We start from the raw sequence: 15,148 nt of genomic DNA on the forward strand, positions 1-15,148 counted from the left end.
GGCGGTAAAAAAATAAATACCAAATACAAATGCAAATTAATCAAGCCCTCCACAGCGCCCTGCTCGTTTCCAACCTCGAAAAATCCCAACACTTTTACAGCAATGTATTAGGACTGCAAAAAATCGATCGCGAATTAAAATTTCCCGGCATCTGGTATCAAGTCGGTAACTTCCAGCTACACCTAATTTTGGCGGCAACAATTATACCAGATGCCGTAGACTATGAAAAATTGGGGCGCAACCGACATCTAGCGTTTGCTGTGGCTAACTTAGAGGCAGCCAAAGAGCAATTAATCGCTCACAATTGCCCGGTACAAATGAGCGCGTCAGGTCGATCGGCATTATTTACCCAAGATCCAGACGGGAATATCATTGAACTGGGCGAGTAATACCATTTTTTTATGAGGCTGCTCCCGAATTCGGATCGCCCCTAACCCCCCTTAATAAGGGGGGGATAAGATTCTTTTCAAAGTCCCCCTTCTTAAGGGGGATTTAGGGGGATCGAGATATGTGCAACTTCACATTAAATTGGTATAACAGATGAAAATCATCGCCTACTCTTACACCGAACCGCTGTTAGAAGCCGCGCCAGCAGCCGAAATTTGGGGCCAAGAGGTCGATCGCACATACCAAGACTTAGGAGGGCGCCAGCAACTCCAGCAACTGCTAAAAGACTGCCAAACAGAACCAGTCAAATACTTGCTAATTCAGCGTTTTGAAGAACTCGGGGACACAGTACAGCAAGTGTGCGCCCACCTCGAACAACTAGAAAACCTCGGCATTCAACTAATTGTCACAGACGAAAAACAAACAGAAAATAGAGCCAACTTGCTCAAACTCCTCGCCGAGATCCAGCGCAGCCAACACAGCCGCAGCATTCGCAAAGGACACGCCCGCAACCGCATCAAATCCCTTCCCCCACCCGGAAAAGCCCCCTACGGCTATCGGCGCGGCAAAGACAAATATGCGATCGACAAAACCGCCTCCCCCGCCGTCAAAGACTTTTTTGAACACTTTCTCATCTACGGTTCCCTGCGCGGTTCCGTGTGTTATTTAGCAAAGAAATACAACAAAAAAATCTCCGTCAGCACAGGCCGCCGCTGGCTGACAAATCCCGCCTACCGAGGCGATTTAGAATATCAAAACGGCGAAGTAATTTCTAACACCCACGTCCCGATTATTTCCCGAGAAGAAGCCGCCCAAGTAGACAGATTGCTGCGGCGCAACAGTCGCCTTGCTCCCCGCAGCGCCAGCGCCCCGCGTTCCCTCGCAGGTTTAGCAATTTGCGCCGAGTGCAAGTCGTCCATGACAGTTGCCAAAGTCACAGCCTACCGCAAAGACAAAGAATACCTTTATTTGCGACCGATTAACTGTCCCCAACAGCCTAAATGCAGCGGCATTTCCTACGAAGAAGTGTTGCAGTTAACCATAGCAGGAATTTGTCGCGATTTGCCAGAGGCGATCGCCCAGTTGCAAATGCCGGACATCCAAGGCATTAAAGCCGGAATTGCCGGGGCGATCGCATCTAAACAAAAAATTATAGAACAACTGCCCGCCCTGATTGAAAGCGGCATTTTGGACGCAGAAACGGCAGATTTGCGATCGTATAAAATCCGCACAGAAGTTGCAGAAATGCAAAGCAGGTTAGCGAAAATGCCCCCCGTAAATTTGCGAGAAACTGCTCAAACTGTTTCTCTTCCCCAATTTTGGCTGGATTTGTCTGAATCGGAACGCAGGTTTTATTTTCGAGAGTTTATCGATCGCATTGAAATAATTCGGGAGAATTCAGAAGTGAAACTGCAAATTATTTTTATTTTTTAATATTGAAAAATTGACAATTAACAATTCATATCATTGTCGATAGAATGAGTTTGTAGTGAGGACTTTAGTCCTGGCAATCGAAGGAATAAAGTAGTAGTAGGGTGCGTCAGCGACTTCTGGCGGACTACCTAAAAATTAGGCTAATCGCTGACGCACCCTACAATATCTTAGACTATTAACTGTCAACTGTCAGGGGTTTTAACTGTCGATCGCACTGCTGCACAAAAGAGGTAACTACAGAGTGATAAAATCGGTAGCGGTGAGAGCATTGGCAGCAACACCGTTAAGCTTCGCTAACAATTGATTGGTACCCGTCACGCCAATCAAAGTTTGATTGTTGCTAGATGTAATGCTGAGTTGATTGAAACTCAAACCGGGAGCCAACCCAATTAAATCCTCGCCCTTGCGGAAATCAGTAATGATGTCGCTACCCAAACTTTGATTTAGGAAAAACACATCACTTCCCGAACCGCCAGTCAAAGTATCATCTCCTATATCCCCGGAAAGGAAATCGGAACCAGCACCGCCAGCAAAGAGATCGTTACCCTTACCGCCGAAAAGCGTATCGTTACCGGCGTCACCGCATAGAACATCGTTTGCATCGTTACCAAACAGTACGTCGTTGCCAATACCGCCATCGAGACTGTCGTTTTCTTTGCCGGAGTAAATCGTGTCATCTCCTGCCCCGCCAAACAGCAAGTCTGTACCTTCATTACCAAACACAAGATCGTTGCCGTTGCCAGCATTGATAGTGTCATTTCCTAAGTTGCCGAAAAGGAAGTCGTCGCCATCTTCACCGATCAAGATATCGTCATCTTTGCCGCCAAAAATGGTGTCGTTGCCGATACCGCCGGCAACAGTATCTTTGCCCAAATCTCCCATTAAGAAGTCATTGCCATCGGCGCCAAGAATAGTGTCATTATCTTTGCCACCACTGATGGTATCGTTGCCAGCGCCACCTTGGATGAAATCAGTGCCGTCATTGCCGAAGAGCAAGTCGTTATCTGCACCGCCGTCAATGTTGTCATTGTCGCCCATGCCGTAGATAGTGTCGTTGCCGCCCAGTCCGTTAATCGACTCGGGGATGCTGCTACCCATGATGAAATCGGCATTGTTACCCCCATTGACAGTTTTTTGGACTGGGTTGGGGGTGATGGTAGCAGAGTTTAATTCTGGGGCGCTGAATCGATCGAGCAAACAATTATCTGTGCCCGGTATCGGAGTCGGAGTTGGTGCCGGTGTCGGCGTGGGGGCGGGTGTGGGTGTCGGAGTTGGAGTTGGTGCCGGTGTCGGCGTGGGTGCGGGTGTGGGTGTCGGAGTCGGAGTTGGTGCCGGTGTCGGAGTTGGGGCGGGCGTGGGTGTCGGAGTCGGAGTTGGTGCCGGTGTCGGAGTTGGTGCGGGTGTCGGAGTTGGGGCGGGTGTTGGTGTCGGAGTTGGTGTCGGAGTCGGCGTGGCTGTCGTTGTGAATTCAAAAGCGCCGATATCGACGATCGCACTGCCGTTACCATCACCATCCTGGGGGCGAGTCACACCGCGCTGATCCTTAGCTGGCGCGCCCGCACCAGTACCTGTGTCAATGGCGGGACTTCCTGCTAGCAGGGGCAACACGAAAGCACCGTTGATATTTTGCAAAGGGCCGAGTTTCGGATCTGCGATCGTCACCTTTGCCGTAGCGTTATTGTCGTTAGGATCGCCTGTCGTGAGTTTAGCTGGAAACTGAAGATTATTCCCGCCATCAATTAGTTCTCTTCCAGTTTGGAATTTAACTTTAAAAGGATTGCCAGCCGTGTTGCTATCAAAAATCGAATTTTTGACAGTAATTGGCTGATTGCCAAAGGTTGCAATACCTCCCGAAAACTCTCCAGCGGTGTTCTTGGCAAAAGTCGAATTGACGATGTTAGTCGAAAAGGCATCTTTGTTACCGACAACCATTCCGCCGCCTTGTTTAGCAGCCGTGTTGCCGGAAAATGTACTATTGACAATGTTGATATTACCCTCTTCTCCCAGCCACAAGCCACCACCGTTATCATCGGCTGTGTTGTTAGCAAAGGTGGTATTTGTCACTGTCAAATCTACATTTCCGTGGCGAACTCCACCACCAGAACCTCCCTGACCCGCTGCATTTTTGATAGCCTTGTTGTTAATAAAAGTGCTATTTTCCAAAACTACTTTGTCTTGGTTGTAACCAAACAAAAAGGCTCCACCTCCTTCTCCTGTCCCGATATTGCCGTCAAAAGTGCTGCCTCGGATGATAATGTTGCCAGGAGTAGGGCCTGGTGTTGCATTGGGCCCAGAAGCATTAGCGCCATCGACGTAAACTGCCCCGCCAACGCCTTTATCTGTGCGGTTGCCAGTGAATTTCGAGTTTTCGATCGTCATGCTGCCCAACAGGTTATTCACAGCCCCGCCGTAGCTGCCTTTGTTGTTGGTAAATTCGCTATCTTTGATATTTAGAACACCGCCGCTTTTAGTGGCGATCGCCCCGCCGCCGCGTTCGGTATTGCTAGCCAAAGAACCGTCATTGCCGCTAAACTTGCTGTTAATTACTGTTGTGGTGCTGCGGAAACCGGTGTAAATGCCGCCGCCGAAACCGGCAACATTATTGTTGACTTGGCAATTTTCTAAAGTTAAAGTGCTGTTACCGCCAGTTTGAATGCCGCCGCCGCTGCTAGTTTCCTCGTTATTCGGATCGGTTCCCGACACTTTGCCGTCGGCAACAATCAGGTTTTTTAGAGTAACATTGGTGGAACCTTCGGTGAGGATTACCCGCGAAGTGTTGTTGCCACTGATGGTTAAATTGCTAGCAGCACTTGCATCAATTGTCAAGTTTTTGTTGATGACAAGTTGACCGGAAGTAAGGGTGATTTTTTGATTGGCAAGAGAGGAGGCAAATTGAATAATATCGCCGGCTGCTGCGGAGGCGATCGCGCTTCTCAATGAACCGGCCCCGCTATCATTAGCGTTGGTAACGGTAACAGTGGCTAAAGTCCCTTGGTAATCGGCCATTGCTTCTGGAGTCAAGGCAATGGGTGCTTCAATATCACCCTTGGTAAACTCCAAATTCCAGTTGCCACCGCGGCCAGTGCGATCGCTAGATGCCGCAATATCAGCCCCGGTTAACTCCGAAAGGCGATCGACAAAATTAGCACCATCACCCGCCGCCACATCGCAACCGTAAAGCATGATATCAGCGCGATCGCTCAATGCCGTGCGCCACCCTTGCAACTCGCTTGCATACTGCGGCAAATTATCCGAATTCAGCGTCGCCGAACCTAGCTGCAAACTGCCAGAATTCCCGTGAGAAAAAATGTGAACTTGGTCTACAGTTCCGCCCGCAGCAGCAATGGTTTGCAGTTTCGCAGTAATTTGCTCGACTCCGTTGCTATTTTTATCTAAAATGATTGTCTCAGAATTTGCGATCGCGCCGGCCGCCAGAGTTTGATAGTCATCTAAGTCCGAGTCAATGAAGACAAGAGATTTAGGACGAGAATTGCCGAGAACAGACTGTGAATCAATACTGGTAAAAGTTGAATTCATTTTTCATACCCATGATGATGTTTGCTATTTGCTGGTAAATGACCTTAAACAGTTGACAGTTGACAGTTGACAGTTGACAGTTGACCGTTCGAGAGCTACCTTTACCAACAAGGAAGAGGATTGGAGCAATGAATAGTCTGATTTTAATTTTTCCCTCAAATGGTTCGGGCTTTCAACCAATTATTTCTGGTAAAATATACATTCTGAAAACCCCGGGATTGCTAAAAAACTTCGTGAAAGCATCGGGGGACTACAATCAAGAGAATATTGGGTTTTTCTCCATGATTTAAATCAGAAAAATACATTCAGACAGAATTATTGCTATGTGGCGATTGCCTGGGTGCATCTGGTTTTAGCAAATATATCTGTAGGGGCGAAGCATGACCGCAGTCAATATGGGATTATAACTAATAACTTATATGCGGTCATGCTTCGCCCTCTTCAACAACCAGATGCACCCGATTGCCTCGATTTCAATTAACCGCAGAGGATGTAATTTCAATCCAGAGAAGAGCTGCTGCGGTTCCAAATTACTGATTGACCTAAAGCCCCAAAATCTGCTCTCAAAGTCTGTTGACAGTTGACAGTTGACAGTTGACAGTTGACAGTTGACAGCTGACGGTTTCAACAATTCCAATGCAACTGGAAACGATATCAATTTGAGGTATTTGTCGATCGCCAAAAGTTCCAAAAAAATCCGAAATTCCGGTAACTAACAGTAGGGTGCCCAGCGGAAGCATTAGTGTCAACTTAAGCCTGAAATGCTTGATAAATTTGGGTTTGACGCCAAGTCTAGATCCCCCTAAATCCGCCTGATAGTCGGGGGACTGTCGATCTGACTCTTGTTCCCCCCTTTTTAAGGGGGGCTAGGGGGGATCGGGATTTAATAGTCAAACCACAATCTCTGACTAGACTTGAGATTAAGTTGACACCTATGCAGCGGGAGGAAATTCTCAGTCTTTAGTCAAAACATTCAACCCGCCGGGCACCCTACCCGATGTTTTGCCGGTAGTAAGGTGCGCGTCGCGCACCCTACCAGAGGCAGTTAGATTGTTACCTGAGTGAAATCGCCAGCGCTGAGAGTACCGGGTACACCGTTAAGCTTCGCTAACAATTGATTGGTACCCGTCACGCTAATCAAAGTTTGATTGCTGCTAGACGCAATGCTGAGTTGATTGAAACTCAAACCGGGAGCCAACCCAATTAAATCCTCGCCCTTGCGGAAATCAGTAATGATGTCGCTACCCAAACTTTGATTTAGGAAAAACACATCACTTCCCGAACCGCCAGTCAAAGTATCATCTCCTATATCCCCGGAAAGGAAATCGGAACCAGCACCGCCAGCCAGGAGATCGTTACCCTTACCGCCGAAAAGCGTATCGTTACCGGCGTCACCGCAGAGGACATCGTTTTCATTGTTGCCGAGCAGGAAGTCGTTGCCAATACCGCCATCGAGACTGTCGTTGTCTTTGCCGGCGTAAATCGTGTCATTTCCTGCTCCACCAAACAGCAAGTCTGTACCTTCATTACCAAACACAAGATCGTTGCCGTTGCCAGCATTAATTGTGTCATTTCCTAAGTTGCCTAACAGGTTGTCGTCGCCATCTTCACCGAGCAAGATATCGTCATCTTTGCCACCAAAAATGGTGTCGTTACCGATACCGCCGGCAACAGTATCTTTGCCCAAATCTCCCATTAAGAAGTCATTGCCATCGGCGCCAAGAATAGTGTCATTATCTTTGCCACCACTGATGGTATCGTTGCCAGCACCACCTTGGATGAAATCTGTGCCGTCATTGCCGAAGATCGCGTCGTTATCTGCACCGCCGTCAATGTTGTCATTGCCGCCAAGTCCGTAGATAGTGTCGTTGCCACCAAGTCCGTTAATCGACTCGGGGATGCTGCTACCCATGATGAAATCGGCATTGTTACCCCCATTGACAGTTTTTTGGACGGGGTTGGGGGTGATGGTAGCAGGGTCGAGTTGCGGGGCATTGAGGCCATCGAGCAGGCAAGCATCGGAGGTGGGAGTGGGAGTTGGCGCGGGTGTTGGTGTCGGCGCCGGAGTTGGTGTGGGAGTGGGAGTTGGCGCGGGTGTTGGTGTCGGCGCCGGAGTTGGTGTGGGAGTGGGAGTCGGCGCGGGTGTCGGAGTTGGCGCCGGAGTTGGTGTGGGAGTGGGAGTCGGCGCGGGTGTCGGAGTTGGCGCCGGAGTTGGTGTGGGAGTTGGAGTCGGCGCGGGTGTTGGTGTCGGCGCCGGAGTTGGTGTGGGAGTTGGAGTTGGCGCGGGTGTTGGTGTCGGCGCCGGAGTTGGTGTGGGAGTGGGAGTCGGCGCGGGTGTTGGTGTCGGCGCCGGAGTTGGTGTGGGAGTGGGAGTTGGCACGACTCCATTGGTGTATTCAAAAGAGCCGCTGTCAACGATCGCCCCTGGAATAGTATCGCCATCTTGAGGGCGAGTCACGCCGCGTTGATCCAAAGCGGGTGCGCCACTTGCAACCCCTTTATCAATTGCTGGACTTCCGAGCAGCAGAGGCCTGACTAAAGCGCCGTTGATGTTTTGCAGGGGGCCGAGTTTGGGATCTGCGAGGGTCACACTTGCCGTAGCATTGACATCGCTGCCGTCATTGGGGTTTTTGGGCGGCCACTGAAAATTCCCTCCTTGATCGCTATATTGGGCGGTGACGTGTTGCTGAATTCCCCAAGGGTTTCCTCCGTTAGCCGCTGTATTGTTGGAAAGAACCGTGTTTTTGAGGGTGACATTATTGGCATCGGCGAAGATACCTCCACCAACCCACCCGGCGCTATTATCGGCGATCGTCGTGTTGACAATAGTTGTGCGTGCACCAAGAGTCATGGCACCGCCCAGTTTGTTGAAATCACCAGCAGCAAACGCGGTGGAGTTGCCAGAAAACGTGCTGTTAGTAATCGTAGCAGGGGCATTTCGCATCCACAGGCCACCACCTTGATTGTTGGCTTTGTTGCCAGCAAAGCTAGTGTTGGTAATAGTCAATCCCTGGTTGGTGCTGTCGCTCAAAACCGTTACCGCACCACCGTTTCCAGGATTTCCACCGCCGGGACTGCCTGTTAGCGCCATAACTTCGTTATTTTGGAAGGTGGTGTTTTCCAAAATTACATTGTCTTGGCTGCCCGTGAACAGATAAGCTGCACCTCCTTCACCTCGACCTTTATTGTTCTGAAATACGCTATTGGTAATCTTGATTGTGCCGGAAGCTTCATTTAGACCGCTGGCTCTGTCTGTGTAAATAGCGCCACCGTTACCCCTTAAACCAGGATTACCTTGACCTGTTGCGTAAGAGGCTGCGCTGGTGTCGTTGCCGATGAATCGCGAATTGTCAATTGTTAACTTGCCCTGAAGGCTGTTAATTGCCCCACCGTTAATTCCCTTGTTGTTGGTGAAGTCGCTGTTGGTGACAGTAAAAGCTTTGGAGCTCAAAAAGCCGATCGCACCTGCACCGCGTTCGTCATTAGCTGCGGTAGCGATGTTGCCGTTGAATTTACTGTTCGATACTGTCAGGGTATTGTTGAAATTACCGAAAATTGCCCCACCACCTTGATCGGCAACGTTGTTATTAAACTGAACGTTGTCTACTGTGAGCCTTACTTCGTCGGTTGTGCCGATCGCCCCACCTGTCCCAGTCGTTTTACCGTTGGCAAGAGTGAGATTTTTGACCGCAAAATTCGTCGCAGTCACAACGTTTGCATTGACAAAAAAGGCACGGGATGAGTTGTTACCGCTGATGGTTAAACCCGCTGCACCGGCGCCGTCAATGGTGAGGTTTTTGCCAACGGGAATATCGATTTGACCGCTGGTAAGGGCGATGGTTTGACCAGCTAGACCAGGAGCGAAGGTAATTGTGTCCCCGGCAACAGCGGAGGCGATCGCAGCTCTCAAGGAACCTGCTCCGCTATCGCTATTATTCGTGACGACGATAGTAGCTAAATCACCTTGGTAATTTGCCATCACATCGGAGTTCAAGGCTAAGGGAGATTCAATTTGACCCTTAGAAAATTCTAAATTCCAGTCGCCGTTTTTACCAGTGATGTTGGTGGATGCAGCAACGTCAGCCCCCGTTAATTCGCTTAACTTGTCAACGAAACTAGCGCCTGTCCCTGCTGCTACATCGCAACCGTAGAGACTGATGTCGGCTTCTGGAGCTAGTGAATTCTGCCACTTTTCCAACTGGCTTTTGTATTGATCGATGTTATCTGAACCCAGAGCGGTATTACCGAGTTGCAGGCTGCCAGAACTGCCGTGAGAAATAATGTGTACCGAGTCGATCGCCCCGTTGGTAGAGGCGTAGTTTTCAATTTCAGATGTAATTTGTTGGATGCCATTTTTGGTGCTATCGAGGATTACTACCTGCTGTCCAGGTAGCACTCCCGCTGCAATTGACTCGTAATCTTCCACCCCGGAATCAATGAATACTAAGGAACGTGGGTGCAATTTTTCCAAAGAAGATTGTGAGCTGGTTTGAGCGAATGTAGAACTCATTTGTGATACTCCATTAAGGGCGTTATTGGTAGATACAGCCCAGGAGTGTTCTTATCAGTCTTATTTGAATTCATATTAACACCTATTTTGAAAATAGTGCAATATTTACCAATCAATTATTTAAATGTTTTATTTTCCGGATTGTACATACTTGCGCTTGTAGTTACTCGATTTTTTGGCAAGAATTGTTGGAATATCTAATAAATGTGTGGCGCACATTCAAAAAAAATCCAGCTTTTTTAAAGCCGGATTTTTCAGGATTATTAGCTGTAAATGCCTATAATTATCGGCACAAAAAAATGGGCTAAGCGTAATTTACTACTCAGCAACCCCTTTAAATTAGATTGAGTGTTTTTGTGTTTAGTCTGATATTTCGGGTATGCGGACACGGCTCAGCCTAAGTCCCTACCTGTATTTCAGCGAATTTGAGAATGAATTATATAATACCTTTTGAATGATTGCGTCAATGAAAACCAAGAATGCAAGTATAGGCCAGAGCAAAACTAGGAGCGACCTCAGTCATCCCCACTTTGAAAATCTAAAATTGTACGAGATAGGCTGCGTGGCTGGCTAGATTTTTGAAACACCAGAATACTGATACCAAGTTGGTTTGGTGGCATTTACTAAGGATCGAAACAGTCTGACATTAAGTGCCGATTAATCGATCGCACTTAAGTTGTTTGCGCGCGGGCACAGGAACTTTGCGGAGTTGGGCTGTCACTACACTACAAAGGCTATGAGAATTATTTAACGGGAGTTGATACGATCGATCGCACATTCAGTCAGATCGCACCGTCGCGCCCCATCACGCGGTTAATGACAATTCCATTGTGGCCAATCACCCTCAGCACGTTCCACAACCTCAATTACATCACTCTCCTTAGCAAACAACCGATCGCACCCGCGGCCGTTGCTGAGTGTGTCGCTATCTCGATCGGCATAACACGAACCCAGTCCGTTTTTGTCACTTAGGGAACTGTGCCTTTTTAGCAATTGGCTGTCATCTGGTTCGAGGCAATCTGAAGTGCCGCCAAAAATTGTGCAAACTTTGTCAATCTCTCTAATCAGGATAGAGGCATATTTTTGAAGTGCCGAGATAACTTGCTGGATCCCGTCAGACATAGACTTGACTAAAATTACTGCAAGCGTCGCGAAAATCCCAGAGACAAAATATCCGCCGTCATTGATGCTGGAGTCATTAAATGCAAAACTTCTGGATCCGGGATTTTGGTATTCCGAGGCGGGATTGGTTTCCGTCAAAGAAGTGAACATATTCCTTCCTCCAAAAGGGTGTTGGCTGGTAGATGTACCCTTGGAGTCAGAGCGTTGGAAACAGGCAGGAACTAGGTTGGTTTGGCTCGCGGCCATTGCACTCATCTATCAGTTTCGCCTATTTCTCTGGTGCTGCCATCCGCGATCGCACGGAATTTATGTTTTCTGTATTTTCCCAAATTAGCGATCGGTCAGTAATTACCGATAGATCCATTATCCTGTAGGTGACCGCTTCAACAAAGTGTCCTCAAAACCCCCGATTGCGATCGATCCCATCTAAAATCTCAAACCTCAAATGCTTGATCGCAGACACAAGCACTCTGATGCAAATTAGGTACGTAGTTGCGCTTGGGCGCTCTTAAACCTCAAATACTCGATCGCAGACACAAGCACTCTGATGCAAATTAGGTACGTAGTTGCGCTTGGGCGCTCTTTCAATATATAAGAGCGCCCAAGCGCAACTACGTACCTTATGAAGTACCTTATATTTAATCTCAAAGTTCGTCCGGCCCGACAAATACCACCCTTCACGAATCTGTAGTAGAGGGCGGTTTCTTCCCCGCATTCCGGATATTAATAATCTTGTTGAGCGCCTCGAACCAAAAACCAGCTCCCATAGAAATCGCTACGCCGCTCAACATCCAACCAAACAATTTTCCCATCAAAGCCGGCAACAATACATTCCCCTGGGCATCTAGTTCTAACCTGTTCGGTTCGCTCCAGCCAAAAGGTAGAGCTACATTATCCAAAGCTCGATCGACCTGATTTTGAACTTTGGTGAGATTGGTTAAATTATCCAATTTTGTGTTAGCATTTTTTTCCACCAACTGCTTAGCGTACAAATTAACAGTCGATCGCAACATCGAATCCTTCGACAACCGATTAACAATAGTAATCGTATCAGCGTTAGCAGTCAGGGCGATCGCAGTTCCGAGCAAAATCGCCACCCCTCTAGAATTCCGCTTGTAAACCCCCGAAGCGCGCTCCATCGATCGATCGAACCAACCTTCAATTTCTTTCTGAAACCGCTGCAACTGCTCTTGAGTATCTCCACCGCCTGTTTCAGCGCGCTGTGCCAAAATATAAAGACTGCGTTTCAAAGATTCTGGCATACTGTCCAAGGTTTCTTGAATTTGTTTGTAAATTGGACTCTCCTGTTTCTCATCCATAATTTGCGCTACCGTATCCTGACTTTTCCTAACTTTCCTCACGGTATTTAACAAATTGCTCAAACTCGGTTGCAGTTGCGCCCGCAAAGCTGCCCGCTCAAACTCGCTATCAAAACTCGCCTTAATAAAAGCCATCTGTCTCTGAAATTCTCTTCCTCCCTGCTCGGTTTCCGGCAGATAAACCTGAGAATCATTAATATAAAATCCCAACTTTTCTGACATCCGATCCAAACAGTTGTTCAAACTTCCCAAATCATTTTTATAATCTTCAACAACTCGATTAAACTCCGCAGTCAGCCAGCCAAATTCTTGCTCAATAATTGGTTTCTTAGACTCCGGCAGATTCAGACCCTCTCCAATGACTTGAATTTGTGCCAACTGTAAATCTTTAAATCTCTCCAGTCTGCCTTTAGAGATAGATTCCACCAAAGTAGCAATTTTTAAAGTATCCAAAAGGCTCGCAGCAAAACTATCGGCTGGAATATAAGACGGCCCTGTTGATTTATTGCCAAAAACATTCTTAGTACCAGTCATTCGGCGGCATAAATCTCCCATGCGGTGGGTAAACGAACGAAATCCCTGTGATAGAAGACCTTTCGCTCCTTGATTCAAATCCTTGATAATCGGATTGGCATAAATTGAATTTGCCAACAGTCCGACTCGCTGCAATTGCAGCGGATCTTTGGTGGCTTCGCTGCCTCCAGAAATCAGCACCTCGATCGACTTCTTTAAATGTTCCGCCCGCCACTGCAAAACAGTAGCAATCAGTTCCTGAATTTCGGAAGCTAGCAAGCTTAAAGTCAGGTAGATAAACACTAAGCCAATTATAATATCTATGATTACAGGTAAGTTCATGGTATTGCCCCGATCGCAAATAACTGCTGTATAAGTTTACCTTCTGTTTGGGACGCTAAAAACTCTCTTAAGTTATGTCAGAAATCTTTCGATTCCTAAGCCGCAAACCGAAAACTCGCTTCAATGACAGCTTGACAGACAAACTGTGGATGCTGGCTTTTCTGTTGGCTGCGGTGCTGATTTTCGCGCTGAATCTGGGCGGCGTGGCGTTGCGGGATTGGGATGAAGGGATTGCAGCCCAGGTAAGCCGCGAAATTTGGCGCGGTAATTTAAATTGGCTGTATCCGACGATCGGCTCTATGCCTTATTTAAACAAGCCGCCGCTGGTACACTGGCTGATCGGGCTGTGTTTTAGGGCAGGTGGTGTCAGCGAATTGACGGCGAGGTTGGTACCCGCCATGCTGACGGCGGCTTCAGTACCCCTGCTTTACGCCATTGGCAGGGAGTTGTTTCCGCAGCGCTCGATCGCCATTTTTTCGGCTTTCGTCTATCTGACGCTGCTTCCGGTGGTGCGGCACGGACGTTTGGCGATGTTAGACGGAGCAGTTTTGTGTTTTTTGCTGTTTGCGATGTGGTGTTTGGTGCGATCGCGCCGCGACTTGCGCTACGCTTTGGGCGCCGGAATAGGCTTCGGACTCATTTGCTTGACTAAGGGCGTGATGTTGGGGTTGCTGCTGGGGGCGATCGGCTTTGTTTTCCTGGTTTGGGATACCCCGCGACTCCTGACTTCTGGGTATCTTTGGGGCGGATTGGCGATCGGAACTTTGCCAGTAGCAGGTTGGTATTTTGCCCAATGGCTGCACTACGGACAAGATTTCATCAACACCAATTTAGTCAGCCAATCTTTCCGGCGCATTTCCAACACTGTGGGGAATCACAAAGGCCCGCCCTGGTATTATCTGTTAGAAATTTTAGAATCAGCATGGCCGTGGCAGTTATTTTGGCTGCAAGGGCTGCGCTTGAGTTGGGAAAATCGCAATTTTCCCGGTGCCAAATTAGTATTAGTTTGGACGGGAGTATACCTGCTAGCTATTTCCGTGATGAATACCAAATTACCTTGGTATGTGTTGCCAGTTTATCCAGCTTTTGCTTTAGCAGTTGGTAGCTATCTCGCCGAAGTTTGGGAACAACTGTCAGCCCCAGAAGAATCCGCAAAAGACGAAACTGAAGAATATTTTAATGCTATATCTTTGTTACCTCATCCAGCAATTTTGATAGTAATCGGCGTAGTTGCTATCGTCGGCTGCGCCTACTTCAGTGGCTGGGTACGGCTGGGCGGACAAATTGTGTCGCCCCAGCGCGACTTGCAGTTAATGCTGATGTTTGTAACTTTGACAATGATACAAGCCGCCGTATTGCTGCACCGCAAAGACAGACAATTTTTATTAGTTTTAATTTGGGGAACTTACCTTACACTGTTAGTATTGTTCGCTTCCGATAACTGGGTTTGGGAACTAGGAGAGGATTATCCCGTAAAGCCGATCGCCGAAATCGTCCGCACCGGAACCCCAGCCGGCCAGCAAGTCTTTACATCTCATAAATTACCTCGTCCGTCGCTGAATTTTTACAGCGACAGACAAGTTATCGTCGCCGACGCGCCGACGCTGCAACAGAAATGGCAAACTCTGACTCAACCTTATTTTTTGTTAGAAAAACCTGTTCTTAAACATCTAGCCTTGAAGAATGCTGAGGTGGTAAAAACAGCCGACGATTGGGTTGTGGTAACTCGCAAATAAGCAATTTTTCCCAATTATCGTAGGGGCGGGTTCACCAACAATCAGTGCCGCTAACAGACAAAAACAATAAACCCGCCCCCGCCCAACAAACCACCTAAATCGACATTATTTTTATGCAATTTTCCCCAATTATCGTAGGGGCGGGTTCACCAACAATCAGTGCCGCTAACAGACAAAAACAATCAACCCGCCCCCGCCCAACAAATAACCTCGATCGACATCATTTTTATGCAATTTTCCCAATTCGC

The 15,148-nt window shown here is 48.0% G+C and carries 8 protein-coding genes; 4 read left to right on the plus strand and 4 right to left on the minus strand.

Annotation, left to right across the window (positions count from 1 at the left end):
- Positions 1 to 29: 29 nt before the first annotated feature.
- Both QZ938_RS20250 and QZ938_RS20255 read left to right on the plus strand, forming a co-directional pair.
- A complete protein-coding gene (locus QZ938_RS20250; RefSeq protein ID WP_293155390.1) occupies positions 30 to 389 on the plus strand; it encodes a VOC family protein in 360 nt (119 codons plus the stop codon).
- 151 nt (positions 390 to 540) lie between these two features.
- A complete protein-coding gene (locus tag QZ938_RS20255; RefSeq protein WP_293354017.1) occupies positions 541 to 1,821 on the plus strand; it encodes a recombinase family protein in 1,281 nt (426 codons plus the stop codon).
- Positions 1,822 to 2,055: 234 nt separating this feature from the next.
- Here QZ938_RS20255 and QZ938_RS20260 read toward each other — a convergent pair whose 3' ends face one another.
- Positions 2,056 to 5,358, minus strand: a complete 3,303-nt coding sequence (locus QZ938_RS20260) for a DUF4347 domain-containing protein (RefSeq protein WP_293354015.1) — start codon at positions 5,356 to 5,358, stop codon at positions 2,056 to 2,058.
- A 128-nt stretch (positions 5,359 to 5,486) separates the two neighbouring features.
- Between QZ938_RS20260 and QZ938_RS20265 the strand changes: the two genes are divergently transcribed.
- On the plus strand, positions 5,487 to 5,648 hold the full coding sequence (locus QZ938_RS20265) for a hypothetical protein (protein WP_293354013.1): 162 nt from the start codon (positions 5,487 to 5,489) through the stop codon (positions 5,646 to 5,648).
- A 755-nt stretch (positions 5,649 to 6,403) separates the two neighbouring features.
- Here QZ938_RS20265 and QZ938_RS20270 read toward each other — a convergent pair.
- The 3 genes from QZ938_RS20270 to QZ938_RS20280 all read right to left on the minus strand — a co-directional run bounded on the left by QZ938_RS20270 (position 6,404) and on the right by QZ938_RS20280 (position 13,164).
- Positions 6,404 to 9,868 (minus strand): DUF4347 domain-containing protein, encoded by a 3,465-nt coding sequence (locus QZ938_RS20270; RefSeq protein ID WP_293365632.1) that lies wholly within the window; start codon positions 9,866 to 9,868, stop codon positions 6,404 to 6,406.
- An 813-nt stretch (positions 9,869 to 10,681) separates the two neighbouring features.
- The gene (locus tag QZ938_RS20275; RefSeq protein ID WP_293339357.1) at positions 10,682 to 11,140 is read right to left on the minus strand and encodes a hypothetical protein; all 459 of its coding nucleotides are present in this window, start codon (positions 11,138 to 11,140) and stop codon (positions 10,682 to 10,684) included.
- A 527-nt stretch (positions 11,141 to 11,667) separates the two neighbouring features.
- A complete protein-coding gene (locus QZ938_RS20280; RefSeq protein WP_293355465.1) occupies positions 11,668 to 13,164 on the minus strand; it encodes a hypothetical protein in 1,497 nt (498 codons plus the stop codon).
- A gap of 74 nt (positions 13,165 to 13,238) precedes the next feature.
- Here QZ938_RS20280 and QZ938_RS20285 point away from each other — a divergent pair, with 74 nt between their 5' ends.
- Entirely contained in the window at positions 13,239 to 14,900 is a 1,662-nt protein-coding gene (locus QZ938_RS20285; protein ID WP_293355462.1) for a glycosyltransferase family 39 protein, read from the plus strand.
- Positions 14,901 to 15,148: the final 248 nt, after the last annotated feature.

Origin of the sequence: Microcoleus sp. CAWBG27 (assembly GCF_020883145.1) — a bacterium.
Classification (GTDB): domain Bacteria; phylum Cyanobacteriota; class Cyanobacteriia; order Cyanobacteriales; family Microcoleaceae; genus Microcoleus.

Bases quoted from the DNA above. Each gene is read 5' to 3' on its own strand.
- QZ938_RS20250 (WP_293155390.1), top strand. From the start codon at position 30: ATGCAAATTAATCAAGCCCTCCACAGCGCCCTGCTCGTTTCCAACCTC.
- QZ938_RS20280 (WP_293355465.1), bottom strand. From the start codon at position 13,164: ATGAACTTACCTGTAATCATAGATATTATAATTGGCTTAGTGTTTATC.
- QZ938_RS20265 (WP_293354013.1), top strand. From the start codon at position 5,487: ATGAATAGTCTGATTTTAATTTTTCCCTCAAATGGTTCGGGCTTTCAA.
- QZ938_RS20260 (WP_293354015.1), bottom strand. From the start codon at position 5,358: ATGAATTCAACTTTTACCAGTATTGATTCACAGTCTGTTCTCGGCAAT.
- QZ938_RS20285 (WP_293355462.1), top strand. From the start codon at position 13,239: ATGTCAGAAATCTTTCGATTCCTAAGCCGCAAACCGAAAACTCGCTTC.
- QZ938_RS20270 (WP_293365632.1), bottom strand. From the start codon at position 9,868: ATGAGTTCTACATTCGCTCAAACCAGCTCACAATCTTCTTTGGAAAAA.
- QZ938_RS20255 (WP_293354017.1), top strand. From the start codon at position 541: ATGAAAATCATCGCCTACTCTTACACCGAACCGCTGTTAGAAGCCGCG.
- QZ938_RS20275 (WP_293339357.1), bottom strand. From the start codon at position 11,140: ATGTTCACTTCTTTGACGGAAACCAATCCCGCCTCGGAATACCAAAAT.